Source organism: Azospirillum thermophilum (assembly GCF_003130795.1).
Taxonomy (GTDB): Bacteria; Pseudomonadota; Alphaproteobacteria; order Azospirillales; family Azospirillaceae; genus Azospirillum; species Azospirillum thermophilum.
This window is the reverse complement of sequence record NZ_CP029354.1, coordinates 444,198-470,631: the sequence shown is the minus strand read 5'-3', so window position 1 is coordinate 470,631 and position 26,434 is coordinate 444,198. Positions and strand designations below refer to the sequence as shown.

The window sequence follows — 26,434 nt, the reverse complement described above, 5'->3', positions numbered from 1 at the left end:
TGTCGGGGAAAGGGATCAGCGCAGCGCGCTGGTCTTCTCCGTCCAGCCCGGCTCGACCCCGTGCATGTCGGGCAGGCGGTGGGCGATGCCCTTGTGGCAGTCGATGCAGGTGCGCTCGCCGGTGAACAGGTAGGTCTCGTGCATCTTGGCGGCGCGCGGGTTCTGCCGGGTGATGTCCATGGACTCGGCACTGTGGCAGTTGCGGCATTCCAGCGAGTTGTTGGCCTTCAGCCGCGACCACTCGTGCTCGGCCAGCTCCCGCCGCTTGTCGAGGAACTTCTCCCGCGTGTCGATGGTGCCGAAGAGCTTGCCCCAGACCTCCTTGGAGGCCTGCATCTTGCGGGCGATCTTGTCGGTCCATTCGTGCGGGACGTGGCAGTCCGGGCAGGTCGCCCGCACGCCCGACCGGTTGGTGAAGTGGATGGTCTGCTTCAGCTCCTCGTAGGGATTGTCCTTCATCTCGTGGCAGGAGATGCAGAAGGCCTCCTTGTTGGTCGCCTCCAGCGCGGTGTTGAAGCCGCCCCAGAACATGACGCCGGCGATGAAGCCGCCCAGCGTCAGGAAGCCCAGCCCGAAATGCACGCTCGGCCGGGCGAAGAGCTGCCAGAGCCGGATCAGGATGCTGCGGATGCTCATTTCGGGCCGTCCTTGCCGCTCAGCACGCTGTCGATGTCGCGGAAGCTGCTGCCGACGATCGGCTTGGCATCGGTCTGCGGCACATGGCACTGGGTGCAGAAGTAGCGGCGCGGCGCCACCTGTCCCAGCGCCTGTCCGTCACGGTCCTGGAAATGCGTGACGGAGATCATCGGCGCCTGCGACCCGGCGGTGTTGCGCCGGTCGTGGCAGGTCAGGCATTTGTTGACGTTCAGGTCGATCTGGTAGTCGCGGACGGCATGCGGGATCAGCGGCGGCTGGTCGGCGTAGTTGCGCACGCGCTTCTGGTCGTCGGTGATCTCGTGCGCCGTGGGCTCCGCCGGCATGTCCTGCGTGATCGGGTGGGGGCCGGCGGGCAGCTTCAGGCCGCCGCTGGCGGTCTGGGGATCGGCGGCGGTCACCCCGGTGACCAGCGCCGGGGTCGCCGCCAGCGCGGCCAGCATGGCGAGGAGGAAGCGGGTCTTCATGGTGGTCGTCCTCAGGCGCTGACGGGGGTGATCTTGACCGCGCACTTCTTGAAGTCGGTCTGCTTGCTGATCGGGTCGGTGGCGTCCATCGTCACCTTGTTGATCAGGATCGTGTGGTCGAAGAAGGGCACGAAGACGAGGCCGCGCGGCGGCTTGTTGCGGCCGCGGGTCTCGACGCGCACCCGCACCTCGCCGCGGCGCGAGGTCACGCGCACCTCCTGGCCGCGCCGGACGTTCAGCTCCCTGGCGTCGTCGGGATGCATGAAGACGACGGCACTCGGCACCGCCTTGCGCAGCTCCGGCACGCGCAGCGTCATCGACCCGCTGTGCCAGTGCTCCAATACGCGGCCGGTGGACAGCCAGAACGGATATTCGGCATCCGGCGCCTCGGCCGGCGGCTCGTAGGGCAGGGCGAAGACGTTGGCCCGGCCGTCCTTGTTGCCGTAGAACTTCACGCCCTCGCCGGCCTTGACGTAGGGGTCGAAGCCCTCGCGGTAGCGCCACTTCGTCTCCTTGCCGTCGACCACCGGCCAGCGCATGCCGCGCTCCTGGTGGTACATGTCGAAGGGGGCGAGGTCGTGGCCGTGGCCGCGGCCGAAGGAGGCATATTCCTCGAACAGCCCCTTCTGCACGTAGAAGCCGGCCTGCCTGGCCTCGGTGTTCTCATAGGCCGGGTCGCAGTCGGTCAGCGGGAAGCGGTCGACCTGCCCGTTGCGGAACAGCACGTCGTAGAGGGTCTTGCCGCGGTACTCCGGCTTCTTGTTGAGAAGCTCGTCCGGCCACACCTCGTCGGTGGTGAAGCGCTTGGCGAACTCCATGAGCTGCCAGAGGTCGGAGCGCGCCTCGCCCGGCGCGGCGACGAGCTGGCGCCAGAGCTGGGTGCGCCGCTCGGCGTTGCCGTAGCCGCCCTCCTTCTCCACCCACATGGCAGTGGGCAGGATCAGGTCGGCGGCCAGCGCCGTCACGGTCGGGTAGGGGTCGGAGACGACGATGAAGTTCTCCGGATTGCGGTAGCCGGGATAGGTCTCCTTCGACGTGTTGGGCGCCGTCTGCATGTTGTTGTTGCACATCACCCAATAGGCGTTGAGCTTGCCGTCCTTCAGCATCCGGTCCTGCAGCACGGCGTGGAAGCCCACCTTGTCGGGGATGGTGCCCTCCGGCAGCTTCCAGATCTCCTCGGCGTGCTTGCGGTGCTCGGGGTTGGTCACCACCATGTCGGCGGGCAGGCGGTGGGCGAAGGTGCCGACCTCGCGCGCCGTGCCGCAGGCGGACGGCTGGCCGGTCAGCGAGAAGGGGCCGCAGCCCGGCTGGCTGATCTTCCCGGTCAGCAGATGGATGTTGTAGACGAGGTTGTTGGCCCACACGCCGCGGACATGCTGGTTGAAGCCCATCGTCCAGAAGGACACGACCTTCACCGACGGGTCGGCATAGAGCTCGGCCAGCGCCTCCAGCCGGTTCTTCGGCACGCCGGACAGCTCATGCGCCTTGTCCAGCGTGTAGGGCTCGACGAACTTCGCGAACTCCTCGAAGCTGATCGGGTCGGACTCGGTGGCCTTGGCGGCGTTCTTCGCCTTCTGCTCCAGCGCATGTTCCGGGCGCAGGCCATAGCCGATGTCGTCGCGCCCGCGCTTGAAGGCGCAGTGCTTCTCGACGAACGCCTTGTCGACCTTGCCGGACTTGATGATGTGGTTGGCGATGTAGTTCAGGATCGCCAGGTCGGAGCCCGGCGTGAACACCATGCCGATGTCGGCGAGGTCGAAGCTGCGGTGCTCGAAGGTGGAGAGGACGGCGACCTTGGCGGTGGCGTGGCTCAGGCGGCGGTCGGTGATGCGCGTCCACAGGATGGGGTGCATCTCCGCCATGTTGGAGCCCCACAGCACGAAGGCGTCGGCCGCCTCGATGTCGTCGTAGCAGCCCATCGGCTCGTCCATGCCGAAGGTGCGCATGAAGCCCATCACCGCCGAGGCCATGCAGTGGCGCGCGTTCGGGTCGAGGTTGTTGGAGCGCAGGCCGGCCTTCATCAGCTTCGACGCGGCATAGCCCTCGTAGATCGTCCACTGGCCGGAGCCGAACATGCCGACCGCGGTCGGGCCCTTCTTCTTCAGGACCTCCTTCCACTTGGCGGCCATGGTGTCGAAGGCCTGGTCCCAGGTGATCGGGGTGAAGTCGCCGTCCTTGTCGTACTTGCCGTTCTTCATGCGCAGCATCGGCTGGGTCAGCCGGTCCTCGCCGTACATGATCTTCGACAGGAAATAGCCCTTCACGCAGTTCAGGCCGCGGTTGACCTCCGCCTTGACGTCGCCGTGGGTGGCGACGACGCGGCCGTCCTTGACCCCGACCATGACGCCGCAGCCGGTGCCGCAGAAGCGGCAGGGCGCCTTGGACCAGGTGAGCTTGGCATCGGCCCCGGCAACCAGATTGCCGGCGGCGGCGGGCAGGCTGACGCCGGCCGCCGCTGCGGCGGTGAGGGCGGCCTGGGCCTTTAGATAGTCGCGGCGGGACAACTGCAGCATGCGGATCTCCTGGGGCCGTCTCCGGATGGGCTTCCGGCCGGCCTGCTTCGTTGGACGTGCGGTGTCGGTATCGTCAGCGGGACAGGGCGGGTGCCGTCGCGGCGTCGGGCGCCGGCCCCAGGGCCGCGTCCGGCGCCGGGCCGTCGATGGCCTCGGCATCCTCGTAATGGTGGTAGACCAGCGTCGTGCCGAGCACGCCCGGCAGCAGGTTCAGCGCGTCGATATAGTCCAGGATGCGGCGCGCGCTGTCGGTCACCAGCGTGACGACCGCCTTGCCGTCCTGGTCGGCATGCCAGTCGAGCCCGGACAGCGCCCCGGCGGCGGCGCGGACGGCGGCGGCCTGCTCGGGCAGGTGCCGGACGATCAGGCTGGAGATGTGGACTTCGGCCATGGCGGGGCTCCTCGCGATCCGGATCAATGCAGCGGGCTGTGGAAGAGGAGCTGCGACATCCAGATGGAGAAGCCGTAGGCCCCGACGATCCCGACCGAGACCACCGGCCAGACCAGGATGGCCAGCGCCAGGAACATCAGCGCCTCTGCCCGGCGGCTCGGCGGCTGGCCCGGAAGCTCGGCCGCGCGTGCGGAACCCCGGGGCTGCTGCGCGGACTGCGGGGCGATGGACGCCGGGGCATGGACGTCTGGGTCATGGGAAGCGCTCTCGTTCGGCGGCGAAAGGTCTGTGGCATCGAGCCGGTTGCGGCTGTCGGCCAGCAGGAGCTGGCACGAACGGCCCAACCGCTCATGCTTAAGTATCGGTTCTTTCGGGCGGGAAGAACTTGACCTAGGTCAAGTCCGGCAAACGAAGCGGGCAGGTCCCTGCGAAAGCTGCTGGCGTACCGACCGATTTGCCGTGCGGATGATGCGGGCGAAGCCGGGAAAGGTCGTTTCGATAATAAGGAAACGAACGAACTTGCAGATGTGACCAATTGAATCATGGAGCGCAGGAGAACTTCCCTCGTATCCGGGTATGATCTATTGTTGCTCTGGAAGAAAATCTTAACGGTTCGTGGGCTAAAAGTAATCCCGTCACCCAGTCATACGTTGAGCGGCGATCGCAGAATGATACTGGATGTTGCGTCCCGGCCGCCCGCCGCGCCGCCTGCCGACGGCGGCGGGCTGATCACGTTCGACCAGCTTCCGGCGCTGGAACGGCTGTGGATGCCCATCTGGGTGTTCGACAGCGAGCGGGCGCGCATGGCCTGGGCCAACCGCGCCGCGCTGGAGCTGTGGGACGCGCCGACGCTGGAGGATTTCCTGCGCCGGGACTTCAGCGACATGTCCGAGGCGACGCGCACCCGGCTTTCGGCGCTGATCGAGCGGCTGTCGGCCGGGGAGCAGCCGGTCGACCAATGGACCTTCTATCCGCGCGGCCGGCCGGTGACGGTGCGGGTGCGGCGGACCGCCATCGCCCTTCCCGACGGCCGCCGCGCCATGCTGCACGAGGCGCAGCCCCTCGACCAGCCGACCGATCCGGCAACCCTGCGCGGGGTGGAGGCGCTGCATCACACCAACGTGATGATCTCCCTCCATTCCGCCGAGGGGCGGCCCCTGATGCGCAATCCGGCGGCGATGCGCGCCTTCGGCCCCATCGATCCGGAGGAGCAGGGCAACCGGATCGGCGCCCATCTGATCGACGAGCGCGACCGCCGCGACCTGCTGTCCGCCATCGCCGGCGGGCGCGTCTTCAGCCGCGAGCTGGCGGTGCGGACGGTCCATGGCGAGGCCTGGCACGGGCTGGATGCGCGGCCGGCCATCGACCCGGTCACCGGCGCGCCCACCGTCCTGATCAACGAGCGCGACATCACCGACCGCCGCCGCATGGAGATCGAGCTGGAGGAGCAGCGCAGCTTCCTGCGCGCCGTGGTCGACCTCGTGCCGGACCAGATCTTCGTCCATGACGCCGATGGCCGCTATGTCCTGGTCAACCAGGCGCTCGCCGCGCAGATCGGCCGTTCCACGCAGGAGGTCGAGGGCGCCAGCCTCTGCGACTTCATTCCGCCCGAGGTGGTCGCCCTCTGGATGAGGGACAACCGGCAGGTCATCGAGGCCGGGCGGGAACTGCTGATCGAACAGACGCTGGAGGTGGAGGGCAGGGCGCGCCACTACCGCGTCTCCAAGCGGCCCTTCCGCCGGGCCAGCGGCGCCGCCTACGTGCTGGGCACCGCGGTGGACATCACCGACCTCAAGCTCGCCAAGGAGCGGGCGGAGGCCGGCGAGCGGGCGAAGAGCCAGTTCCTCGCCATGATGAGCCACGAGATCCGCACCCCGATGAACGCGGTGGTCGGCTTCGCCTCGCTGCTGTCCGAGCATGTCGCCTCGGAGGAGCATCGCGCCTGGGCCAACACCATCACCACGGCGTCCAAGGATCTGCTGCGGGTGCTGGACGACATCCTCGACTTCTCCAAGATCGAGGCCGGCTGCATGACGCTGGAGCAGGGCTGCGTGGTGCCGGGCGAACTGGTCTATCAGGTGGCCGACCTGTTCGCCCCGCGCGCGGCCGAGCGCGGCAACAGCCTGACGGTGCGGGTGGAGCCGCGCACCCCCGTCACCATGGCCGGCGACCCGGGGCGGCTGCGGCAGGTCATCGCCAACCTCGTCAGCAACGCCTGCAAGTTCACCGAGAACGGGCGCGTCACCCTGACGGCGTCCGGCGACGGGGCGGGGACCGTCAGCTTCGAGGTGACCGACACCGGCATCGGCATGACCGGGGAGCAGGCCGCCCACGTCTTCGAAGCCTTCCGGCAGGCCGACGAATCGGTGTCGCGCCGCTTCGGCGGCACCGGCCTGGGGCTTGCCATCGCCAGCCGGATCGTCGGGCTGATGGGCGGCACCATCTCGCTGCGCTCGCAACCGGGGGTGGGCTCCAGCTTCCTCGTCCGGCTGCCCGCCCGCCCGGCGATGCCGGCCCCGGCGGAGCGCGAGGCGCCGGCGGAGCTGCCGTCCGGCCAGCCCGGCGCCAATATCCTGCTGGTCGAGGACAACCGGATCAACCGCGAGCTGATCATGGCGATCCTGCGCCGCGACGGCCACCGCATCGCCTGCGTCGGGGACGGCGTCGCCGCGGTGGAGGCGGTGCGCGCCCGCGGCCGCCGGTCGCCCGGCAACCCCGGCGGCTTCGACCTCGTGCTGATGGACATGCGCATGCCGCGGATGAACGGCGACGAGGCGACCCGCCTGATCCGCGAGCTGGAGGGTCCCGCCGCCGGCGTGCCGGTCTGGGGCCTGTCGGCCGACGCCATCGCCGAGACGGTGGCCGCCCACATGACCGCCGGCCTCGACGGCTACCTCACCAAGCCGATCGACCCCAACCGCCTGCGCCTTGTGGTGGCGCAGGTGCGCCGGGGGTGAGGCCGCGGGGGAAGCCTCCGCTCCTACGCCTCGTCGGTGTGGAAGCGGACATACTCCTCCAGCGGGGCGCGGTCGGTGACCAGCCGGTTGACCGGCGCCCCGTGGTCGGCATAGCCGGCGGCGATGCCGCAGAACAGCATCTGCTCCTCCGGCAGGCCGAGGAACTGCGCCATCGTGCGGTGGTAGAGGTGCCAGGCCTCCTGCGCGCAGCTGTCGACGCCGCGCGCCTTCAGCAGCAGCATCACCGTCTGCATGTACATGCCGATGTCGGCCCACTGCGCCGCCCCCATCCGGCGGTCGACGCAGCAGAACAGGCCGAGCGGCGCGCCGAAGAGCTGGAAATTGTCGCGGAAGCGGTCCCAGCGGCGCGCCTTGTCGCTGCGCGCGATGCCCAGCAGGCCGTACATGTCCTCGCCGCACTTGATGCGGCGGGCGTTGTAGGGCTCCGGCATCGGGTAGGGGTAGACCTGGTACTCCAGCGGCTCTTCGGCGTTGGTCTGCAGCACGCGGGCCGCCATCAGCGCCTTGAGGTCGGCGAGCCGCCGGCCGGAGACCACATGCAGATGCCAGGGCTGCAGGTTGCCGCCGGACGGCGCGCGCCCCGCCCGCTCCAGCACCTCGCGCAGCAGTTCCGGCGGCACCGGGCGGTCGAGGAAGGCGCGGACGGAGCGGCGGGTCGCCACGGCCTCGTCGACGCTCATCTGCGGGTCCATGGGATCCTCTTCGTCAGGGGGCGGGGGTGAGGGAGGGGGAGGCCGGCTGCAGCCCGACCGCCGTCTCGACGAATGCGGTGACGGCGCGGGCGTAGCGTTCGGGCGTCAGGCCGCGGCGGCGGTGCTTGGCGCGCTTGACGTACCAGTCCTGCAGCAGCGGCTTGATCAGCGCCGCGGTCATCGTCGCGTCGTCGACGCGGAACCGCCCGGCGCGCACGCCCGCGGCCAGCGTGTCGGCGATCAGCCGCTCGGTCGCCAGCTCGCTCGCCACGGCGAGATCGCGCCCTTCCCGCGGGAAGGCCTTGGCCTCCATGTAGGCGAAGACGAACCAGGGGTGCATCGTCTCGGTCAGGTAGACGTGCGTCTCCACCAGCCAGCGCAGCCGGGTCACCGGGTCGGCCGCCGGATCGGGCGCGGACCCGGCCGGCGGGCGCTCCAGCACCTCCTCCACCGCGCCGACCACCTGCCCCAGGATCATCAGCAGCAGCGTGTCCTTGCTGTCGAAATAGGCGTAGAGCGCGCCCATGCTGAGGCCCGACTGCTCGGCGAGATCGCGCAGGCTGGTCGAATGGAAGCCCTTGCGGTTGGCCAGCGTCAGCGTCGTCTCGATGATGCGGGCGAGGTTGGCGACGGCCACGGCCGGCTTCCTGACGCGGATGGTCGCCTGATGACGGTCGAGGATGCGCCGGCACAGCGCCTCCATCGACAGGTCGTAACGGTCCTGGAACTCGCGCAAGCTCGCCATGGCCCTCTCTTAGCGCATCGCACGCCGTTCCAGAAGCGCCCTTTGGTTCCCCGTCCCTCCCGAGCCGCGGGAACCGTTCCCCCCTCTTGGCTGTAGATGGTTTCAGATGAAATGGTATAATTCACCAATCAACAAGGCGCGCCACCCGACAAGGCGCCGGGCAAGGCGCCCGGCCGACAAGGCCTCAGGCCGGCAACGATACCAGGAGGGTCACAGTGAACAGCGTCATCCAGGGCGAGGCCCGCTACCAGTCGGGTTTCGGCAACGAGTTCGCGACCGAGGCGATTCCCGGCGCGCTGCCGGTCGGCCGCAATTCGCCGCAGCGTCCGCCCTACGGCCTCTATGCCGAGCAGTTGTCCGGGACCGCCTTCACCGCCCCGCGGGCGCACAACCGCCGCTCCTGGCTCTACCGCATCCGCCCGGCGGTGATGCACGAGCCCTTCCGCCCGGTGGCGCCGGGCCGGCTGCTCAGCCGCTTCGACGAGGTGCCGCCGCCGCCCAACCAGCTCCGCTGGGATCCGCTGCCGATGCCCGACGCGCCGACCGACTTTGTCGAGGGGCTGGTGACCATGGCCGGCAACGGCTCGCCCGACGCCCAGACCGGCTGCGGCATCCATCTCTATGCCGCCAACCGGCCGATGGAGCGCCGCTTCTTCCACGACGCCGACGGCGAGCTGCTGATCGTCCCGCAGGCCGGCCGCCTGCGCCTGCTGACCGAGCTCGGCCTGCTGGAGGTCGAGCCGCAGGAGATCGCCGTCATCCCGCGCGGCGTCCGCTTCCGGGTGGAGCTGCCGGACGGCACCGCCCGCGGCTATGTCTGCGAGAATTACGGCGCGCTGTTCCGCCTGCCCGACCTGGGGCCGATCGGCTCCAACGGGCTTGCCAACCCGCGCGACTTCCTGACGCCCGAAGCCCGCTACGAGGACGAGGAGGGCGAGTTCGAGCTGCTCGCCAAGTTCGGCGGCGGCCTGTGGTCGGCGCGCATCGATCACTCGCCGCTGGACGTGGTGGCGTGGCACGGCAACTACGCCCCCTACAAGTACGACCTGCGCCGCTTCAACACCATCGGCTCGATCAGCTACGACCACCCCGATCCGTCGATCTTCCTGGTCCTGCAGTCGCCGAGCGACACGCCGGGGGTGGACAACATCGACTTCGTCATCTTCCCGCCGCGCTGGCTGGCGATGGAGGACAGCTTCCGGCCGCCCTGGTTCCACCGCAACGTCGCCAGCGAGTTCATGGGGCTGATCCACGGCGTCTACGACGCCAAGGAGGAAGGCTTCCTGCCCGGCGGCGCGTCCCTGCACACCTGCATGAGCGGCCACGGCCCGGACGCCGACACCTTCGCCAGGGCGACCGCCGCCGACACCCGCACACCGCAGAAGATCGCCGACACCATGGCCTTCATGGTCGAGACGCGCGCCCCGATCCGCCCGACCCGCCACGCGCTGGAGACGGCGCAACTCCAGCATGACTATTACCGCTGCTGGCAGGGGCTGAAGAAACACTTCGCTCCGCCGAAATTTTAAGATAGAAATGTTTCATCCGTGACGGTTTCGCCCGCCGCGGAAAGGACAAGAAACGGGAGGGACATCATGAGGATGACGGCGGCCGCCTGCGCGGTGGCGACGGCGCTGTGCGCCGCCCCGGTGATGGCGCAGGGGGCGGGGCAGGGGACGGCACAGGGACAGGGTACGATCTCCGACGGCGTGGTGCGCATCGGGGTGCTGACCGACATCAGCTCCTGGGGGCGCGACAATGCCGGTCCCGGCTCGGTCGAAGCGGTGAAGATGGCGCTGGAGGAGTTCGGCCCCACCGTCGCCGGCAGCAGGATCGATCTGCTGGTCGCCGACCACCAGGAAAAGCCCGACCTCGCGCTGGAGATCGCGCGGGAATGGCTGGACAACGGCAAGGTGGACGCGATCGTCGACGTGCAGAACTCGGCCATCGCCATCGCGGTCCACAATCTGGTGCGCGAGAAGAACAAGGTGGTGCTGCTGACCGCGCCGGGCTCCAGCACCATCACCGACCGGATCTGCAGCCCGAACACCGTCCACTTCACCTACGACACCTACGCGCTCGCCAAGGTGGCGGGATCGGAGATCGTGAAGGGCGGCGGCAAGTCGTGGTTCTTCGTCACCGCCGACTATGCCTTCGGGCACCAGCTCCAGCAGGACGCCACCCGCTTCGTGCAGGAGGCCGGCGGCACCGTGAAGGGTTCGGTCAGGCATCCGACCGGCACCTTCGACTTCTCCTCCTTCCTGCTGCAGGCCCAGGCCTCGCAGGCCGACGTGGTCGCCTTCGCCAATGCCGGGGCCGACACCGACACGGCGCTGAAGCAGGCCAACGAGTTCGGCCTGACCGAGGGCGGGCAGCGCATGGCCGCCCTGCTGATGTTCATCACCGACGTCCATGCCGTGGGGCTGAAGGGGGCGCAGGGCGCCTACATGGTCACCGCCTCCTACTGGAACATGACGCCGGAGACGCGGGCCTGGTCGAAGCGCTTCCACGAGCGGACCCGGACCATGCCGACGATGATCCAGTCCGGCGGCTACAGCGCGGTGATGCATTACCTGAAGGCGGTGAAGGCGACCGGCAGCGACGACGCGCAGGCGGTGATGGCCGAGATGCGCCGCACGCCGATCGACGACATCTTCGTGAAGAACGCCACGCTGCGCGCCGACGGCCGGGTGGTGCGGGACATGTATCTCGCCCGCGTCAAGAAGCCCGAGGAGTCGAAGGAGCCCTGGGACTATCTGGAGATCGTCAAGACGGTGAAGGGCGAGGATGCCTACCGTCCCGTCTCCGAGTCCCAGTGCCCGCTGCTGAAGGGCTGAGCGCGCTTCACCGCGCACCGGTGCCGTAGACGGCGTCGCGGATGCCGTCGGGGAAGGCGCCGGCCATCCCGGCCACGGCGGTGTTGGTCAGCGCCACCACCGTCAGCCGCCGGGCGGGATCGACGAACCAGCTATGGCCGTAGACCCCGCCCCATTGCCATGTCCCGGCCGATTGCGGCGTTCCCGCCGCCGCCGGGTCCTGCAGGACGGGGAAGCCGAGACCCCAGCGCCAGCCCGGCGGGATCAGCCCCAACTCGCGGTCGCCGACGGCGTTAGCGACCAGCGCCCGGACGCCGTCCCGCGACAGCACCGGGCCGCCGCCGGTGCGCAGCGCCTCCAGCAGGGCCAGCACGTCGCCGGCCGTGCCGACCATGCCGGCGCCGCCGGACGGGAAGGCGGTCGGGTCGAGCGCCCGTGGCGGGGAATAGAGGATGGTGCTCGCCGCGAAGGGCATCTCCTGCAGCGTCGTCATGCGGACCGGGCGCGGCGAGCCGTCGGCATAGGGAACGGCCAGCCGGTCGGGCTCCCGCGCGGTGAAGCCGGCATCCCTCAGCCCCAGCGGCCCGGTCACCAGCCGCTCCACCATGTCGGGCAGGGGGGCGCCGCCGGCCCTTTCGACCACCGCCCCCAGCACGTCGGTGGCGACGGAATAGCTCCACCCCCGCCCCGGCTCGTAGAGCAGCGGGGCCGACGCGATCCGCCGCAGATTCTCCTCCAGCCCGAAGCCCGGCAGGTCGATGCCGTCCGACACGCCGGCCTGGTGATAGGGGCCGCCCGGCGGTTCGAAGAAGCTGTAGGTCAGCCCGGCGCTGTGGGTCAGCAGGTGGCGCACCGTGATCTCCGGCCGCCGCCCGTCGGGCAGGGCGGGGCGGAAGTCCGGCAGGAAGCGCGTCACCGGATCGTCCAGCCGCAGCGCCCCGCGCTCCGCCAGCGCCAGGGCGGCCACGGTCACGAAGGGCTTGCTGACGGAGGCGAGGCGGAACACCGCATCCTCCCGCATCGGCCGCCGCGATTCGCGGTCGGCAAGGCCGGCGGCGCGCCGGTAGACGATCCGGCCGTCCTCCGCCACCAGCACCACGGTCCCGACGATCCGCTGCTCCGCCACCGCCCGGTCGACGACCGAGTCGAGACGGGCGGCAAGGCCGGGATCGGCGGAAAAGGCGGGGGTCGGGGCGGCCATCGTCGCAGCCATCGTCATGGCCATCATCAAGGCGGTCGCAGTCGCTCGCATGGGTGCTCTCCTGCTCCGGAAGGCGGGTGTCGCGGGATGAATTCCGTAGTGATCGCTAGCCAACACCGCTTGACGGTGGCGGTCAAGCGCATTCATAGTGACCGCTATGGAAAAAACGGCTCCGTCCCCCGATCCGCGGCAGGCCGCGGCACGCCGCGGGCGCCGCCTCGGCTTCGACCGGGACGCGGCGCTGGAGCGGGCGCTGCGCCTGTTCTGGGAGCGGGGGTACGAGGGCACCTCCGTCGCCGATCTCGTCGCGGCGATGGGCATCACGCCGCCCAGCCTCTACACCGCCTTCGGCTCCAAGGAGGCGCTGTACCGCGAGACGCTCGCGCTCTACCGCGCCGGCCCCGGCCGCTTCGCCTTCCGCGCCCTGGAGGAGGAGCCGACCGCCCGCGCCGCCGTCGCCCGCATCCTGCGCGAGGCCGCCGCGGCCTATTGCGACCGCAGCCTGCCCGGCGGCTGCATGATCGCCGGCGCCGTGCTGGCCTGCGCGCCGGAGCATGGCCCGGTCGCCCGCAGCGTGGCGGAGATGCGCAGCGGCGCCGTCGCGGCCATCGCCGGGCGCATCGCCCGGGGCATCGCGGCCGGGGAACTGCCGGCCGGTACCGACGCCACCGCTCTCGCGCGTTTCTACGGGGCGGTTATCCAGGGCATGTCGGTCCAGGCGCGCGACGGCGCCGGCCCGGACGCGCTGGCCGCCATCGCCGAACAGGCCATGGCGGCCTGGCCGCCGCCGTCCCCATCATCGCCGTCCCCATCATCGCCGGCCTCGTCATCGTCCTGAGACCGCCGCGATCCCGCACTCCCCACAGTCCCGAGACCATCGAAGAGGAAGGCCCCCGATGTCCCGACTCCTGCCCGTTTCCCTGGCGAGGACCGCGTTTGCCCTCGCCTTCGCCGGCCTTGCCGCCACCGTCCTGCCGTCCGGCCCCGCCGCGGCCGAACCGCCGCAGCAGCAGCGCACCCAGGTGCCGGGCTATTACCGCATGGCGCTCGGCGAGTTCGAGGTCACGGCGCTCTATGACGGCTACATCGACCTCGACCCCGGGATCCTGACGCGGGCGAGCGCCGAGGACATCCAGGGCCTGCTGGCCCGCATGTTCGTCGAGAGCACCCCCGGCATGCAGACCGCGGTCAACGCCTTCCTGGTGCATACCGGCCGGAATCTCGTCCTGGTCGATACCGGGGCGGCCGGCAGGTTCGGGCCGACGCTGGGCGCCATCCCCGCCAACATCCGGGCGGCCGGCTACGACCCGGCGGCGGTGGACACCGTCCTGCTCACCCATCTGCACCCCGACCATGCCGCCGGCCTGATGACCGCCGGGGGCGCCGTCGCCTTCCCTAACGCCACCGTCTGGACCGCTCAGGAGGAGGCCGGCTTCTGGCTGGACGAGCAGGCGGCGGCGCAGGCGCCGAAGGAGGTCCAGCCCTTCTTCGCCATGGCCCGCGAGGTGGTCGCCGCCTATGACCGGGCCGGCCGCTTCAAGACCTTCGTTCCGGGCGGCGAGCTGCTGCCGGGCATCGCCTCCGTCGCCGCCGCCGGCCACACGCCGGGCCACAGCGGCTTCCTGTTCGCCTCGCAGGGGCGCAGCCTGCTGGTCTGGGGCGACGTGGTGCACAACCACGCGGTCCAGTTCCCCCGGCCGGAGGTCGCCATCGAGTTCGACAGCGACCAGAGCCGGGCGGTCGCCACCCGGCAGCGCCTGTTCGCCGAGGCGGCGGCGCAGAAGCTGTGGGTGGCCGGCGCCCATCTGCCCTTCCCGGGGCTGGGCCATGTCCGGGCGGAGCAGCAGGGCTATGCCTGGGTCCCGGTGGAGTTCGGCCCGCTGCGCTGAACCGGCCGGGAGCGTGAGGGGCCGCGGCTCACACCGAGGGCCGCGGCTCTCCGGTGATGGCGGGCTTGGCCGGGGCTCCCTCGGCGGCGACCAGCCGGTAGGCGAGGCCGCCGGCCAGCCCGCCGAGCAGCGGCGCCACCCAGAACAGCCAGAGCTGCTGCAGCGCCCAGCCGCCGACGACCAGCGCCGGGCCGCTGCTGCGCGCCGGGTTCACCGAGGTGTTGGTGATCGGGATGCTGATCAGGTGGATCAGCGTCAGGGCCAGCCCGATGGCGAGCGGGGCGAAGCCGGCCGGCGCCCGCCGGTCGGTGGAGCCCAGGATGACCATCACGAAGAAGAAGGTCAGCACCGCCTCGGCGACGAGGCCGGACGCCAGGGCATAGCGGCCCGGCGAATGCTCGCCATAGCCGTTCGCCGCCAGCCCGTTCTGCGCCAGGCTGTAATCGGCCTTGCCCACCGCGATGGCGTAGATCACCAGCGCGGCGGCGAAGGCGCCGACGAGCTGGGCCAGCACATAGGGGAGGATGTCCTTCGCCGGGAAGCGGCCCCCGGCCCACAGCCCGACGGTGACCGCCGGATTCAGGTGGCAGCCCGAGATGTGTCCGATCGAATAGGCCATGGTCAGGACGGTCAGCCCGAAGGCGAGCGAGACGCCCAGCAGCCCGATGCCGAGCTGCGGGAAGGCCGCCGCGAACACCGCGCTGCCGCAGCCGCCCAGAACCAGCCAGAATGTCCCCAGGAACTCGGCCGATGTCCGTTGGAACATGGTCATGCCATCCTCCTCTTGCTGTCGCCGGTCGCTTGCGGTCGCCGATGGCGCGGCAGCCGGTCCCGGTGCGCGCCCATGCCGGCGTCCGGACCCTGCGGATGACGGCAGGATAGCCCCGCCCGCGCCCCGGCGCGGGACACGCCTTGGTGGCATGGGTGGCGCAGATGGACAGGTTCAAGTAATGGCGGGCGGCGGTCCGGGCGTGGCGACTATCGGTTCGTCCCACTGACTTCGGACAAGACTATCCGGGCGCCTCCGGCCCGGCGGCAGCGGACGGCCGGCTGGCCGGGCAAGTAGGTTACAAGTAAAAAAATTCCAATCTTGCCGACCCGGTCAGTCGACAATTGACTATGTCGTGTTGCATACGCATGATCATTGCCCAGAGCAGCAGACGGAGTCCGGGGAGGACCTTCCATGCATTCCTCTGACGGGGTGTCGCAGACGACCCTGAAGAAAGCGCCGCACATCGTCGTGATCGACGACAACGAGGCGTGCCTCAGCGGTTTCCGGGCCCTGCTGGAGAGTTTCGGGGTGCGCGTTTCGACCTATGCCAGCCTGACCCCGTCCGATCTTTCCGCCGTCGCCAACGACCGGCCCTGCGTCGCCTTCATCGACTACCGGATGGAACGCGGGGTTTCCGGCGAGGACTGCGTCGTCGCCCTCCAGAACCGCTCGCCGCACACCAAATGCGTCGTGCTGACCGGCGACACCAGTGCGGAGACGCGGGCGAAGATGGAGAGCGCCGGCTGCACGGTGCTGCACAAGCCGGCCCCGGCGAAGCTGATCAAGCACGAGGTCTTCTCCAAGCTCGCCTACTGTCCCCACCGCGATCCCGTCACCAACGAATGCTCCTGCGACGCCGGCCGCCAGCCGGCACCGGCCGCGGCGGGCCCTTGATCGGGAGCGGAACGGACCGGGCAAGCGCATGCCGCCGCCCCCGGCAGCGCTGCCGGCGACACGGGACGAGATCGCCCCGGAGGTGATCTCCGTCATGCTTCAACGAGGCCCGGGCATTGCTGCCCGGGAAGACGATCTTCTGCCTGGAGGACGGCACGCGGCACAAGATGATGCTTCAATGAGGCCTGGGCATTACTGCCCAGGAAGACAGGGTACCCTCTACCCTGCTGAAAACAGGCCCGAATCGGCGGCGGACTCGAGCGGTTCCGGATCCTGACCGGCTGGTCAGGAAAATTGGTTCCGTTTCGTTCCCGACAATGTCCAAGAATCCAGCGAAATCAACGCCCCGTCCGATGCGAGCGGGTCCTGGGGTTTTGCGTGTACCGGACCGCTCGCACGGCGGCGGCAGCATAGCACACGTGCCGCGGGAGGAGCCAGACGCATGCTCTCCCGCTTGCCCCGGACCGGCATGGGGTTTTGCCCGCCGCTGTTGCCGCCCCGCCGCCGGCCGGATAGTCTGGGGCCGGACGGTGGGCGAGGTGCGCCCGCAGCCCGCGCCGGCGGCTCCTCGCGCCTGCGACCCCGATGGGACCGCGCCATTGTGCAGGCGATGCACGATGTCCGCATGCGAAAGGATCCGGCAACCGCCTGATCCGTAAGGAAAAACGGCGAGAGACTCCATTGTGCGCGATCCGTGCGCTGCACAGTGCGCCCAGTCCTGCCCGGCCTGCGCGACGCCGGGCTGCCGGAGGCGGGCGGAGCCGGGACCGCCGCCTCAGTCGTAATGCCGGTAGCTGCCCTGGCTGGCGCTGGCCTTCCAGTAGGCCACGACCGAGTGGGCCTCGCGCGGCAGGCGCAGCGTCCGGCGGACGTGGGTCCTGATGCGGGTCGCGATGTGGTGCTCCGCGCCGGCCCACAGGGCCAGACCGTCCGGCGTCGCCGCGGTGGCCGCCATGACGGCCTCCGGCAGGCGCGACGCCTCCGGCGGGGAGGTCTCGTCCCGATGGAACCAGGTGATGGCGGTGGCGGCGGCCGATGGCAGGTCCTGCCGCTCGGCCGGGTCGGGGACCTCGATGAACACCTCCGCCGAGGCGGTGCCCGGCAGGCGGTCGAGCAGGTGGGCGATGGCTCCCACGGCGGTGTGGTCGCCGGCGACGACATAGCGGGATGCCGGCTTCATCGGCAGGCCGCCCGCCACCGAGATGCCGACCCGGTCGCCCGGCCGGGCGCGCGCCGCCCAGGCCGACGCGATGCCCGCCCCGCCGTGCAGTGCGATGGTCACTTCCAAGGTCGGGGCGGCGGCATCGAAGCGCCGCACCGAATAGATGCGCGGCGGCGCCATGCCCGAGCCGTACGGCGAGGGAACGACGAGGCCGACATGGGGGGCCAGCACGTCGGGCTTGAGCGTGAAGCCGGCAAGCTCCGGCCCGCCGAAGAGGATGCTCCGCGTCCGGGGCGTCGGGCTGGAGACCGCGGCCACCTCCACCCAGCGGAGGCCGTCAGAGGGATTGCTGCTCATCGTTTCCACCCACGGCGTGGCCTCCCGCCGGGGATGCCCGCCCAAATAGGCCCACCTAGATAAGCCCACCCAAGTAAGAATGAGACTTGTTCGCAACAACGCTTTATCCTATCAGGGTGCGTCGGTGAAGCACGGATTTCAGGGGTAGCGCGATCCGGTGGCCGGGGAAGTCCATTCAATGCCGTTCCATCCCAGAATGCAGAGCAGGACGGAGGGGATCACCGTGCTCGGCGATCTCCAGTGGCGGGCCTGGAACGGCATGATCGCCGATGTCTGGACCGTCGCCTGCGACGGGCAGGCGCGCGGCGAGTATGTGTCGCAGGCGCCGCGGCTCGTGGTGGTGCTCGATCAGGTGGGGGAGGGCGGGCTCCACGTCATGTCGTCGCCCGGCCGCGGCGAGGGCCACCGGGTGAGCCGGCGCGAGCCGCTGAGCTTCGTGCCGGCCGGCCTGCGCGTCTGGTCCCGTACGGAGAACCTCCGCCGCCTCACCCACCTCGACCTGCACTTCGACATGCCGGTGCTGGCGGGCCGTTTCCTGGAGGGGCTGGACGCCGCGGCGATGGACCGGCCGCGGCTGCGGTTCTCCGACGACCGGCTGCTCTCCCTGGCGCGGCTGATCGCGGTCGAGTGCCGGACGGCCGGCACCCTGCAGGATCTCTACGGCGAGAGCCTGATGGCGGCGCTGCTCGTCGGCCTGCTGCAGGGGCAGGCGCCGGCCGACCGCAAGCGCGGGCAACTGCCGCCGCGCCAGTTGCGGCGGGTCATCGACTACATCGAGGAGCATTGCGGCCGGGTGGTCCGCCTGCAGGAACTGGCCGATCTGACCGGCCTCTCCGCCACGCATTTCTGTTCCGCCTTCAAGGCGTCGACCGGCCTTCCGCCGCACAAGTGGCAGATGCGGGCGCGGATCGAGCGGGCCAAGACCCTTCTCGTCACCACCGAGACGACACTGGCGGCGGTGGCGGTCACGGCAGGCTTTTCCGATCAGGCGCACCTGACGCGGGTGTTCCGGCAGATCGTCGGCATGACGCCCGCCGCGTGGCTGCGCGAGCAGTCCGGGTGAGCCGCGGCGGCGGCCTCGGGGCCGGGCGAATGTCGAAAGATCGTCCAACCCGTCCAAAGACGGTTCAATCCGGGACTCAGTGCATATGCTAATCACTCGCAACAACCGACCCACTTTCGGGCAGCCCGTCCGGAGGCGTTGTGCGGGTGGTGCATACAGTCCGAGGCCGATTGCGATGGTCGCCATTTCAAGGAAACCGCTGATCCGTATTCTTCTGAACGGCACGGCGCTCGCCGCCCTGCTGCTGCCGGCCGTCACCCAGGCGCGGGATGCGCTTGCCCAGGAGGCGACCGCGCCGGCCGTTCTCGGCCCCATCACGGTGGAGGGCAGCAAGGCTGCCGACACGGCGACCAGCCCGCTGCGGGGATATGTGCCCGGCCGCACGGCCACGGGCGCCAAGACCGACACGCCGCTGGAGGAGGTTCCGCAGTCGGTCTCGGTGATCGGCCGGGAGGAGATGGACGACCGCGGCGCCCAGAAGGTCGACGAGGCGCTGCGCTACACCCCCGGCGTCTTCGCCCAGCCCTTCGGTCAGGACACCGACACCAACTGGATGTTCATCCGCGGCTTCCAGGCGACGCAGTCCGGCGTCTATCAGGACGGGCTGCAGCTCTACAGCTACGGCTTCGGCGGCCAGTTCGTCGACAGCTACACGCTCGAACGGATCGAGGTCCTGCGCGGCGCGTCCTCCGTGCTCTATGGCGGCAGCAACCCGGGCGGCCTGGTGAATTACGTCACCAGGCGGCCCGGCGAGACCGTGCGCACGGTCGAAGCCGGCATCAACGAGCATGGCAACGCCCATCTCGGCCTCGATGTCGGGGGCGCCGTCGATCCGACGCTGAGCTACCGGCTGACCGGCCGCATCGCCGGCGGCAACACCTCCACCGACTTCGCGGACGGCTTCCGCGGCACCGTCTCGCCCAGCTTCAAATGGTCGCCGAACGACGCCAACAGCCTGACGGTGCTGACCAACTACACCGACATCGACGAGACGCACAACGGGGGCGCCTTCCTGCCCTATGTCGGCACGGTGGTGGACGCGCCCTTCGGCCGCATCGACCGCACCCGCAACTTCACCGAACCGGGGATCGACACCTATCGCCGCCGGCAGGTGTCGGTCGGCTACGAGTTCGAGCACCGGTTCGACAACGACCTGATCTTCCGGCAGAACGCGCGCTACGGCTACAGCCGCGTCCACGAGATCTCGGTCTATCCCTACGGCTACAGCGGCTTCTCGGCGGCGCCGACCGACCCGAACAACCTGCTGTCGCGCATCAACTTCGAGCACAGGACCGAGGTCAACAGCCTGCTGATCGACAACCAGCTCGAAGGCAGGCTGCAGACCGGTGCTGTCGCGCACACCGCCCTGGCGGGCGTCGACTACAAGTACTTCGCCATGGACCAGGTGCAGATGTCCGGCTCCGCGACGCCGATCAGCGCCACCAATCCGGTCTACGGCGCGCCGCAGGACCTGCGCTCGGCCTACATCGACCAGGAACTGACGATGCGGCAGCTCGGCGTCTATGTCCAGGACCAGATGCGCTTCGGCGGCGGCGTCCTGGTGACGCTGAACGGCCGCTACGACATCGTCTCGACCGACGCCGACGGGACCCCCGCCTATGACGGCAGGACCGGCAAGCTCAGCGGCCGGGCCGGCCTCGCCTACGAGTTCGCCAACGGTCTGACGCCCTATGTCAGCGCCTCGACCTTCTTCAATCCGGTGCTGGGATCCTCGCCGGTCGCCGGCGTCTTCAAGCCGGAGAGCGGGCGGCAGTACGAGGTCGGCGTCAAGTACCGTCCGACCTGGATGGACGGCCTCTTCACCGCGGCCCTGTTCGACCTGACCCGCACCAACGTGGTGACCGGCGCCTTCAATGCCGAAACCCAGCTGGGCGAGGTCAACTCGCGGGGGCTGGAGCTGGAGGCGAAGGCCAACATCACCCCGGGGCTGAAGGCGACCGCCGCCTTCACCGCCCTCGACCTCGACATCAAGAAGGACGCCAACCCCGCCCTGGTCGGCAAGACTCCCTACGTCGTGCCGCAGGTCCAGGGCTCGGCCTTCCTCGACTACACGATCCAGGAGAGCGCGCTGGCCGGCCTGTCGGTCGGGGGCGGCGTGCGCTATGTCGGCTCGTCCTGGGCCGACAACGAGAACACGCTGAAGGTGCCGGCGGCGACCGTCTTCGACGCGCGGATCGGCTACAAGCGCGACAACTGGGGTGCGAAGCTGTCGGTCACCAACCTGTTCGACAAGGCCTATGTCGCGAGCTGCCAGACCCAGTTCTCCTGCGGCTACGCCGAGGGACGGACGGCGCTGCTGACCGTCAACCTGTCCTGGTGAGCCGATGAGCAGCCCGGACCGGAACACGGCCCTGTACGAGCTCGACGCGGTGGGAGTCGCGGTCGCCGGCCGGCCCATCCTGTCGGGCCTGTCGCTCCGGCTGGAGCAGGGGCGCCTCTATGGGCTGGTCGGGCCGAACGGCTCGGGCAAGAGCACGCTGGTCCGACTGCTGGCCCGCCAGCACCCCCCGGATGGTGGCCGCATCCGCTGCCTGGGTGAGGAGATCGCGGCGATCGGCGAGCGCGACTTCGCCCGCCGCGTCGCCTACATGCCGCAGTTCACCCCGCCGGCCGACGGCATGACGGTGCGCGAACTGGTGGCGCTCGGCCGCTTTCCCTGGCACGGCGCGCTGGGCCGTTTCGCGGCGCAGGACGCCGCCAAGGTGGCGGAGGCGATGGCGCAGACCAGCGTCGACGCCTTCGCCGACCGGCTGGTCGACAGCCTGTCCGGCGGCGAGCGGCAGCGCGTGTGGCTGGCGATGATGCTGGCGCAGGACACCCGTTGCCTGTTGCTCGACGAGCCGACCTCGGCGCTCGACATCGCCAGCCAGGTCGAGCTGCTGGGGCTGGTGCGCCGGCTGAGCCGGGCGCGCGGCATCGGCGCCGTCATCGTGCTGCACGACATCAACATGGCCGCCCGGACCTGCGACGAGATCCTGGCGATGCGCGGGGGCGCCCTGATCGCCCAGGGCCCGCCCGGAGCGATCATGACCGGCAGGACGCTGGAGGCGATCTACCGCCTTCCCATGGGCATCGTCCCGCACCCGGCGACGGGTGAACCGATCGGCTATGTGCTATGACGGCGGGGGCGATGTCGCGGCGCCGGGCGCTCGGCTACGCCATGACGCTGGCGGCGGGGCTGGTCCTGCCGCCCCGCACCGGCCCCGCGGCGACGCCGGACTACCGCCGGATCGCCGTCATCGACTGGGCCGTGCTGGAGACGGTGCTGGCGCTGGGGGTGGTGCCGGTCGCCGCCACCGAACTGCTCCAGTTCCGCAAGGTCGCCGTCGAGCCGGCCGTTCCCGCCTCCGTCATCGACCTCGGGCTGCGCGGATCGCCGAACTACGAGGCGCTGATCCTGGCGGAGCCGGACCTGATCCTCACCTCCAACTACTACGAGGGCCAGCGGCCGAGCCTGGAGCGGGTGGCGGACACCCTGTCCCTGTCCATCTACAGCCCGGGCCTGCCGCCCTATCCGGCCGCCACCGCCGCCGTGACCACTCTCGGCGCGATGCTGGGGCGGGGCGTGCAGGCACAGGAGGTGGTCGACGGAGCCGCCGCGGAGATCGCGCGCCTGCGCGGCTCCCTCCAGGGGATCGTCCGGCGGCCGGTGCTGGTCATCAACTTCGGCGACGCCCGTCACGTCCGTGCCTTCGGCAGCGACAGCATGTTCGGCGACGTGCTGGGCCGGCTGGGCATCGGGAACGCCTGGACGGTGGAATCGCGTTACAGCGCGGCGGCCCCCTGGGCATCGAGGCCCTGGCCCGGCTGCCGGACGCCACCGTCATCGTCGTGCCTCCGCTTCCGTCCGACGCGGCCCATGCCCTGGTCGACAGCGCGCTGTGGCAAGCGCTGCCGATGGTGCGGGACAGGCGGGTGAGCCTGATCGAACCGGTCAATCACTTCGGCGGCCTGCCGACCGCCCTGCGCTTCGCCCGCCTCGTCACCGCCGCCCTGCTGCGGCAGGAGGGCGCGCGGCATGGCTGAGCGTGTCTCCATGACCCTGGTGCCGATGAACCGGATCCTGCTGTGGGGCGGCCTGGCGCTGGTGGCCGCCTGCCTGTCCCTGGTGCAGATCGCCGGGTATGCCGCCCCGCCGATCGTGCCGCCGCCGGCCGGCAGCGTCCCGTCCGACGCGGCATGGCTCGACGCCGTCATCCTCCATCACAGCCTGCTGCCGCGCATCGCGGTGGCGCTGGTCTGCGGGGCCACCCTCGGGCTGTCGGGGCTGCTGCTCCAGCGTGTCCTGCGCAACCCGCTGGCCGATCCCTCCACCCTCGGCGTGTCGGCCGGCGCCCAGCTCGCCATGACGGCGGCGACGGTCCATGCGCCGGCCCTGATGGAGCGGGCGCGCGAGGGCGTGGCGCTTTCCGGCGGGCTGGCGGTGGTCGGGCTGATCCTCGCCATGACGTGGCGGCGCGGCCTGGAGCCGGTCGCCGTCGTGCTGGCCGGGATGATGGTCGCGCTGACCGCGACGATGGCGAGCGCGGCGCTGATCCTCGCCAATGGAGAGTATCTCTTCTCGCTCTTCATCTGGGGCGGCGGGGCACTGGCGCAGCAAGGCTGGGATCCCACCCTCTCCGTAACCGTCCGGCTGCTGATCGGCACCGCCGCCGCCGTGCTGATGATGCGGCCGCTGTCCATCCTGAGGCTGGACGATGCGAGCGCCCGCAGCCTCGGCATCTCCCTCAACCTGACGCGCTTCGGCATCATCGGCGTCGCAGTGTGGCTGGCGGCCGGCGTGACCGCGGAGGTCGGGGTGATCGGCTTCGTCGGGCTGGCCGCCCCGGCGCTGGCGCATCTGAGCGGCGCGCGGACCGAGCGGCAGAGGCTGGTCGCGGCCCCGCTGATCGGCGCCATCCTGCTCTGGCTCACCGACGGGCTGGTGCAGGCACTGGCCGGCGCCGGCGGGGAGCGGGTGCCGACCGGCGCCGCCACGGCCCTGCTCGGGGCGCCGCTGCTGCTGTGGCTGCTGCCGCGCCTGCGCATGGTCGAATGGCCGTCGCTCGGCAACCGGCCGGCGTCCCCGCGCCGCAGCCGGCGGCCCGGCCTGCTGATCGGCCTGTTCGCCCTTTCGCTCGCCGCCGCCATGGTTCTCGCCCTGACCGTCGGCTACGGGCCGGACGGCTGGACCCTCGCCACCGGGCGGCAGTTCGACAGGCTGGTCGGCTGGCGCGGACCGCGCGTGGCCGTGGCCGCCGCCGCCGGCGCGATGCTGGCGGCGGCCGGCGTGCTGCTGCAGCGCGTCACCGCCAATCCTCTCGCCAGCCCGGAGATTCTCGGGGTCGGGACCGGGGCGGGCGTCGGGCTGACCGCCGCGCTGTTCCTCGTCGCCGGACCCGGTTTCGGCCTGCAGGTCGCTGCCTCGGCGGCGGGAGCGGTCCTGGTGCTGGCGGCCATGCTGGTGCTGTCGCTGCGTGCCGGCTTCGGGCCGGAGCGGCTGCTGCTGGCGGGCATCGCCATGAGCGCCCTGTGCAGCGCCGTCCTGACCGCGGTCATCGCCACCGGCACGCCCCAGGCCTTCGCGCTGCTGCGCTGGCTGAGCGGGTCGACCAACGACGCCGGTCCGGCCGACGCCTGGGCTTGCGGCGGTGCAGCGGTCCTGCTGCTGGGCGCCCTGGTCCCGGCGGCCCGGTGGCTGGAGATCCTGCCGCTCGGCGACGGGACGGCGCGCGCGCTCGGGCTGCCGGTGCGGCGCTGCCGGATCCTGCTGGTGCTGTTCGCCGGCCTGATCACGGCGACGGCGGGGCTCTTCGTCGGGCCGCTCAGCTTCGTCGGACTGATCGCCCCGCATCTCGCCCGGCTGGTCGGGCTCGGCCGCGCGCTGGAGCATGGAGCCGGCGCCGCCTTGATCGGCGCCGTGCTGATGGTGGTGTCGGACTGGCTGGCCCGGACCGTCGCCTTTCCCTACCAGCTTCCCCTTGGCCTGTTCGCCGCGCTGCTCGCCGGTCCCTACCTGATCCGGCTGCTCGGCCGGGCCGGGTCCCGCGCCGGCTAGCCCGGCCCATCCCCTTTCGCGCACCTGCACCGAGAAGAGCCATGCTCCGTCGCTTCCTCGCCTACTACCGTCCCTACAAGGGCCTGCTGCTCCTCGACATCTGCTGCGCCGTGCTGTCGGGGCTGCTGGAGCTGGGCTTCCCGATGGCCGTCCGCGCCTTCGTGGACCGGCTGCTGCCGACGCAGGACTGGCCGCTGATCGTCGCCGCCACGGCGGCCCTGCTGGCCATCTACATGGCGAACGGCGCGCTGATGGCGGTGGTGGTCTATTGGGGCCACAAGCTGGGCGTCAACATCGAGACGGAGATGCGCCGGAAGAGCTTCGACCATCTGCAGAAGCTCTCCTTCAGCTTCTACGACAACAACAAGACCGGCCATCTCGTCGGCCGGGTCACGCGGGACCTGGACGAGATCGGCGAGGTCGCGCATCACGGCCCTGAGGACCTGCTGATCGCGGTCATGACCTTCGTCGGCGCCTTCGCCCTGATGGCGGTGGTGCATCTGCCGCTGGCGCTGATCACCGCGGCGGTCGTTCCCCTGATCGCCTGGCTGACGAGCCGCTACGGCGGGCGGATGACGCGCAACTGGCAGTCGCTCTATTCGCGCGTCGGGGACTTCAACGTCCGCATCGAGGAGAATGTCGGCGGAATGCGCGTCGTGCAGGCCTTCACCAACGAGGACCATGAGCGCAAGCTGTTCGCCGCGGACAACGAGCGCTATCGCAGGACCAAGCTCGAGGCCTACCGGATCATGGCCGCGTCGACGACGCTGAGCTACATGAGCATGCGGCTGATCCTGATCATCGTCATGCTGACCGGCGCGCACTTCGTGCTGACGGGCGAGCTGACGCAGGGCGGCTTCTTCGCCTTCCTGCTGCTGGTCCACACCTTCTTCCGCCCGATCGAGAAGATCAACGCGGTCATCGAGACCTATCCCAGGGGCATCGCCGGCTTCCGCCGCTACACCGCCCTGCTCGATACCCGGCCGGACATCGAGGACACGCCCCACGCCATCCCGGCGCCGCCGCTGAGGGGCGACATCCGCTACAGCAACGTGTCGTTCAGCTACGATGGCGGGCGCCCGGTCCTCAAGGGCATCGACCTCGCCATCAGGGCGGGATCCACCGTCGCCTTCGTCGGGGCCTCCGGCGCCGGCAAGACGACGATCTGCTCGCTGCTGCCGCGCTTCTACGAGGCAACGGGGGGCGTCATCACCATCGACGGCATCGACATCCGCGACATGACGCTCGCCTCGCTGCGCCGGCAGATCGGGATCGTCCAGCAGGACGTCTTCCTGTTCGGCGGCACGATCCGCGAGAACATCGCCTACGGCCGGCTCGGCGCGTCCGATGCCGAGATCCTGGAGGCGGCGCGGCGGGCGCATCTCGACGGGCTGATCGCCGCGCTGCCCGACGGGCTCGATACCGTCATCGGCGAGCGCGGGGTGAAGCTGTCCGGCGGCCAGAAGCAGCGCCTGACCATCGCCCGCATGTTCCTGAAGAATCCGCCGATCCTGATCCTCGACGAGGCGACCTCGGCGCTCGACACCGAGACGGAGCGCGAGATCCAGAAATCCCTGATGGAACTGGCGGAGGGGCGGACGACCCTGGTCATCGCACACCGTCTCGCCACCATCCGCGATGCCGACGAGGTCTATGTGGTCTCCCATGAAGGGGGCGCCCAGCGGATCACCCACGAGGAACTGGCGAGGCGCGGCTGACGAGCGGATGCGCGGGGCCCGGCCGCCTTGCGCCGGCGTCTCATCAAAGGAGATGCCCTTCGGA

22 protein-coding genes are annotated in these 26,434 nt (G+C 70.3%); 12 read left to right on the top strand and 10 right to left on the bottom strand.

Annotated elements, in window-relative coordinates:
• Positions 1–15: 15 nt before the first annotated feature.
• From DEW08_RS20320 to DEW08_RS33285, 5 genes are all read right to left on the bottom strand, one after another.
• On the bottom strand, positions 16–636 hold the full coding sequence (locus tag DEW08_RS20320) for a cytochrome c3 family protein (RefSeq protein ID WP_109330682.1): 621 nt from the start codon (positions 634–636) through the stop codon (positions 16–18).
• On the bottom strand, positions 633–1,121 hold the full coding sequence (locus DEW08_RS20315; protein WP_109330680.1) for a nitrate reductase cytochrome c-type subunit: 489 nt from the start codon (positions 1,119–1,121) through the stop codon (positions 633–635). Before DEW08_RS20315 ends, DEW08_RS20320 begins: the two co-directional genes overlap by 4 nt.
• A gap of 11 nt (positions 1,122–1,132) precedes the next feature.
• A complete protein-coding gene (gene napA, locus DEW08_RS20310; protein WP_211107298.1) occupies positions 1,133–3,631 on the bottom strand; it encodes a nitrate reductase catalytic subunit NapA in 2,499 nt (832 codons plus the stop codon).
• 76 nt (positions 3,632–3,707) lie between these two features.
• Complete coding sequence (locus tag DEW08_RS20305; protein WP_109330678.1) at positions 3,708–4,025, bottom strand: chaperone NapD; 318 nt, start codon at positions 4,023–4,025, stop codon at positions 3,708–3,710.
• Positions 4,026–4,048: 23 nt separating this feature from the next.
• Positions 4,049–4,369 (bottom strand): periplasmic nitrate reductase, NapE protein, encoded by a 321-nt coding sequence (locus DEW08_RS33285; protein WP_281262061.1) that lies wholly within the window; start codon positions 4,367–4,369, stop codon positions 4,049–4,051.
• A gap of 324 nt (positions 4,370–4,693) precedes the next feature.
• Here DEW08_RS33285 and DEW08_RS20295 point away from each other — a divergent pair, with 324 nt between their 5' ends.
• Complete coding sequence (locus tag DEW08_RS20295) at positions 4,694–6,982, top strand: hybrid sensor histidine kinase/response regulator (protein ID WP_168220443.1); 2,289 nt, start codon at positions 4,694–4,696, stop codon at positions 6,980–6,982.
• 23 nt (positions 6,983–7,005) lie between these two features.
• Here DEW08_RS20295 and DEW08_RS20290 read toward each other — a convergent pair whose 3' ends face one another.
• Both DEW08_RS20290 and DEW08_RS20285 read right to left on the bottom strand, forming a co-directional pair.
• Positions 7,006–7,695, bottom strand: coding sequence for a nitroreductase (locus DEW08_RS20290; RefSeq protein WP_211107247.1), 690 nt, complete (start codon positions 7,693–7,695; stop codon positions 7,006–7,008).
• Between the two features lie 13 nt (positions 7,696–7,708).
• On the bottom strand, positions 7,709–8,440 hold the full coding sequence (locus DEW08_RS20285; protein WP_109330674.1) for a TetR/AcrR family transcriptional regulator: 732 nt from the start codon (positions 8,438–8,440) through the stop codon (positions 7,709–7,711).
• Between the two features lie 215 nt (positions 8,441–8,655).
• Here DEW08_RS20285 and hmgA point away from each other — a divergent pair, with 215 nt between their 5' ends.
• Together hmgA and DEW08_RS20275 are read left to right on the top strand one after the other, a co-directional pair.
• The gene (gene hmgA, locus DEW08_RS20280; RefSeq protein WP_109330672.1) at positions 8,656–9,969 is read left to right on the top strand and encodes a homogentisate 1,2-dioxygenase; all 1,314 of its coding nucleotides are present in this window, start codon (positions 8,656–8,658) and stop codon (positions 9,967–9,969) included.
• Between the two features lie 66 nt (positions 9,970–10,035).
• Positions 10,036–11,277, top strand: coding sequence for an ABC transporter substrate-binding protein (locus DEW08_RS20275; protein ID WP_109330670.1), 1,242 nt, complete (start codon positions 10,036–10,038; stop codon positions 11,275–11,277).
• A gap of 7 nt (positions 11,278–11,284) precedes the next feature.
• On the opposite strand, the gene DEW08_RS20270 is transcribed toward DEW08_RS20275, so the two are convergent.
• Positions 11,285–12,508: a serine hydrolase domain-containing protein gene (locus DEW08_RS20270; protein WP_109330668.1), complete on the bottom strand. Its 1,224-nt coding sequence runs from the start codon at positions 12,506–12,508 to the stop codon at positions 11,285–11,287.
• Positions 12,509–12,614: 106 nt separating this feature from the next.
• On the opposite strand from DEW08_RS20270, the gene DEW08_RS20265 reads away from it, so the two are divergent.
• On the top strand, positions 12,615–13,295 hold the full coding sequence (locus tag DEW08_RS20265) for a TetR/AcrR family transcriptional regulator (protein WP_109330666.1): 681 nt from the start codon (positions 12,615–12,617) through the stop codon (positions 13,293–13,295).
• 58 nt (positions 13,296–13,353) lie between these two features.
• The gene (locus DEW08_RS20260; RefSeq protein ID WP_109330664.1) at positions 13,354–14,346 is read left to right on the top strand and encodes an MBL fold metallo-hydrolase; all 993 of its coding nucleotides are present in this window, start codon (positions 13,354–13,356) and stop codon (positions 14,344–14,346) included.
• A gap of 28 nt (positions 14,347–14,374) precedes the next feature.
• On the opposite strand, the gene aqpZ is transcribed toward DEW08_RS20260, so the two are convergent.
• On the bottom strand, positions 14,375–15,118 hold the full coding sequence (gene aqpZ, locus DEW08_RS20255; protein WP_109330662.1) for an aquaporin Z: 744 nt from the start codon (positions 15,116–15,118) through the stop codon (positions 14,375–14,377).
• 411 nt (positions 15,119–15,529) lie between these two features.
• Here aqpZ and DEW08_RS20250 point away from each other — a divergent pair, with 411 nt between their 5' ends.
• A complete protein-coding gene (locus DEW08_RS20250) occupies positions 15,530–16,012 on the top strand; it encodes a response regulator (protein WP_109330660.1) in 483 nt (160 codons plus the stop codon).
• Positions 16,013–16,787: 775 nt separating this feature from the next.
• On the opposite strand, the gene DEW08_RS20245 is transcribed toward DEW08_RS20250, so the two are convergent.
• Entirely contained in the window at positions 16,788–17,531 is a 744-nt protein-coding gene (locus DEW08_RS20245; protein WP_245986718.1) for a siderophore-interacting protein, read from the bottom strand.
• A gap of 178 nt (positions 17,532–17,709) precedes the next feature.
• Between DEW08_RS20245 and DEW08_RS20240 the strand changes: the two genes are divergently transcribed.
• From DEW08_RS20240 to DEW08_RS20215, 6 genes are all read left to right on the top strand, one after another.
• The gene (locus DEW08_RS20240; RefSeq protein ID WP_168220442.1) at positions 17,710–18,594 is read left to right on the top strand and encodes a helix-turn-helix domain-containing protein; all 885 of its coding nucleotides are present in this window, start codon (positions 17,710–17,712) and stop codon (positions 18,592–18,594) included.
• A 175-nt stretch (positions 18,595–18,769) separates the two neighbouring features.
• On the top strand, positions 18,770–20,935 hold the full coding sequence (locus DEW08_RS20235; RefSeq protein WP_109330656.1) for a TonB-dependent siderophore receptor: 2,166 nt from the start codon (positions 18,770–18,772) through the stop codon (positions 20,933–20,935).
• A 4-nt stretch (positions 20,936–20,939) separates the two neighbouring features.
• Positions 20,940–21,734: an ABC transporter ATP-binding protein gene (locus DEW08_RS20230; RefSeq protein ID WP_109330654.1), complete on the top strand. Its 795-nt coding sequence runs from the start codon at positions 20,940–20,942 to the stop codon at positions 21,732–21,734.
• 11 nt (positions 21,735–21,745) lie between these two features.
• On the top strand, positions 21,746–22,534 hold the full coding sequence (locus DEW08_RS20225) for an ABC transporter substrate-binding protein (RefSeq protein ID WP_245986716.1): 789 nt from the start codon (positions 21,746–21,748) through the stop codon (positions 22,532–22,534).
• A gap of 99 nt (positions 22,535–22,633) precedes the next feature.
• Positions 22,634–24,652, top strand: coding sequence for a Fe(3+)-hydroxamate ABC transporter permease FhuB (gene fhuB, locus DEW08_RS20220; protein WP_245986714.1), 2,019 nt, complete (start codon positions 22,634–22,636; stop codon positions 24,650–24,652).
• 41 nt (positions 24,653–24,693) lie between these two features.
• Entirely contained in the window at positions 24,694–26,370 is a 1,677-nt protein-coding gene (locus DEW08_RS20215; RefSeq protein ID WP_109330652.1) for an ABC transporter ATP-binding protein, read from the top strand.
• The last annotated feature ends 64 nt before the right edge of the window (positions 26,371–26,434 follow it).

Excerpts from the sequence above, each read along its gene's own strand:
- DEW08_RS20320 (WP_109330682.1), bottom strand. The coding sequence starts at position 636 with ATGAGCATCCGCAGCATCCTGATCCGGCTCTGGCAGCTCTTCGCCCGG.
- DEW08_RS20315 (WP_109330680.1), bottom strand. The coding sequence starts at position 1,121 with ATGAAGACCCGCTTCCTCCTCGCCATGCTGGCCGCGCTGGCGGCGACC.
- DEW08_RS20305 (WP_109330678.1), bottom strand. The coding sequence starts at position 4,025 with ATGGCCGAAGTCCACATCTCCAGCCTGATCGTCCGGCACCTGCCCGAG.
- DEW08_RS20295 (WP_168220443.1), top strand. The coding sequence starts at position 4,694 with ATGATACTGGATGTTGCGTCCCGGCCGCCCGCCGCGCCGCCTGCCGAC.
- DEW08_RS20290 (WP_211107247.1), bottom strand. The coding sequence starts at position 7,695 with ATGGACCCGCAGATGAGCGTCGACGAGGCCGTGGCGACCCGCCGCTCC.
- DEW08_RS20285 (WP_109330674.1), bottom strand. The coding sequence starts at position 8,440 with ATGGCGAGCTTGCGCGAGTTCCAGGACCGTTACGACCTGTCGATGGAG.
- DEW08_RS20275 (WP_109330670.1), top strand. The coding sequence starts at position 10,036 with ATGAGGATGACGGCGGCCGCCTGCGCGGTGGCGACGGCGCTGTGCGCC.
- DEW08_RS20270 (WP_109330668.1), bottom strand. The coding sequence starts at position 12,508 with ATGCGAGCGACTGCGACCGCCTTGATGATGGCCATGACGATGGCTGCG.
- DEW08_RS20265 (WP_109330666.1), top strand. The coding sequence starts at position 12,615 with ATGGAAAAAACGGCTCCGTCCCCCGATCCGCGGCAGGCCGCGGCACGC.
- DEW08_RS20260 (WP_109330664.1), top strand. The coding sequence starts at position 13,354 with ATGTCCCGACTCCTGCCCGTTTCCCTGGCGAGGACCGCGTTTGCCCTC.
- aqpZ (WP_109330662.1), bottom strand. The coding sequence starts at position 15,118 with ATGACCATGTTCCAACGGACATCGGCCGAGTTCCTGGGGACATTCTGG.
- DEW08_RS20250 (WP_109330660.1), top strand. The coding sequence starts at position 15,530 with ATGCATTCCTCTGACGGGGTGTCGCAGACGACCCTGAAGAAAGCGCCG.
- DEW08_RS20245 (WP_245986718.1), bottom strand. The coding sequence starts at position 17,531 with ATGAGCAGCAATCCCTCTGACGGCCTCCGCTGGGTGGAGGTGGCCGCG.
- DEW08_RS20240 (WP_168220442.1), top strand. The coding sequence starts at position 17,710 with ATGCCGTTCCATCCCAGAATGCAGAGCAGGACGGAGGGGATCACCGTG.
- DEW08_RS20235 (WP_109330656.1), top strand. The coding sequence starts at position 18,770 with ATGGTCGCCATTTCAAGGAAACCGCTGATCCGTATTCTTCTGAACGGC.
- DEW08_RS20230 (WP_109330654.1), top strand. The coding sequence starts at position 20,940 with ATGAGCAGCCCGGACCGGAACACGGCCCTGTACGAGCTCGACGCGGTG.
- DEW08_RS20225 (WP_245986716.1), top strand. The coding sequence starts at position 21,746 with ATGTCGCGGCGCCGGGCGCTCGGCTACGCCATGACGCTGGCGGCGGGG.
- fhuB (WP_245986714.1), top strand. The coding sequence starts at position 22,634 with ATGGCTGAGCGTGTCTCCATGACCCTGGTGCCGATGAACCGGATCCTG.
- DEW08_RS20215 (WP_109330652.1), top strand. The coding sequence starts at position 24,694 with ATGCTCCGTCGCTTCCTCGCCTACTACCGTCCCTACAAGGGCCTGCTG.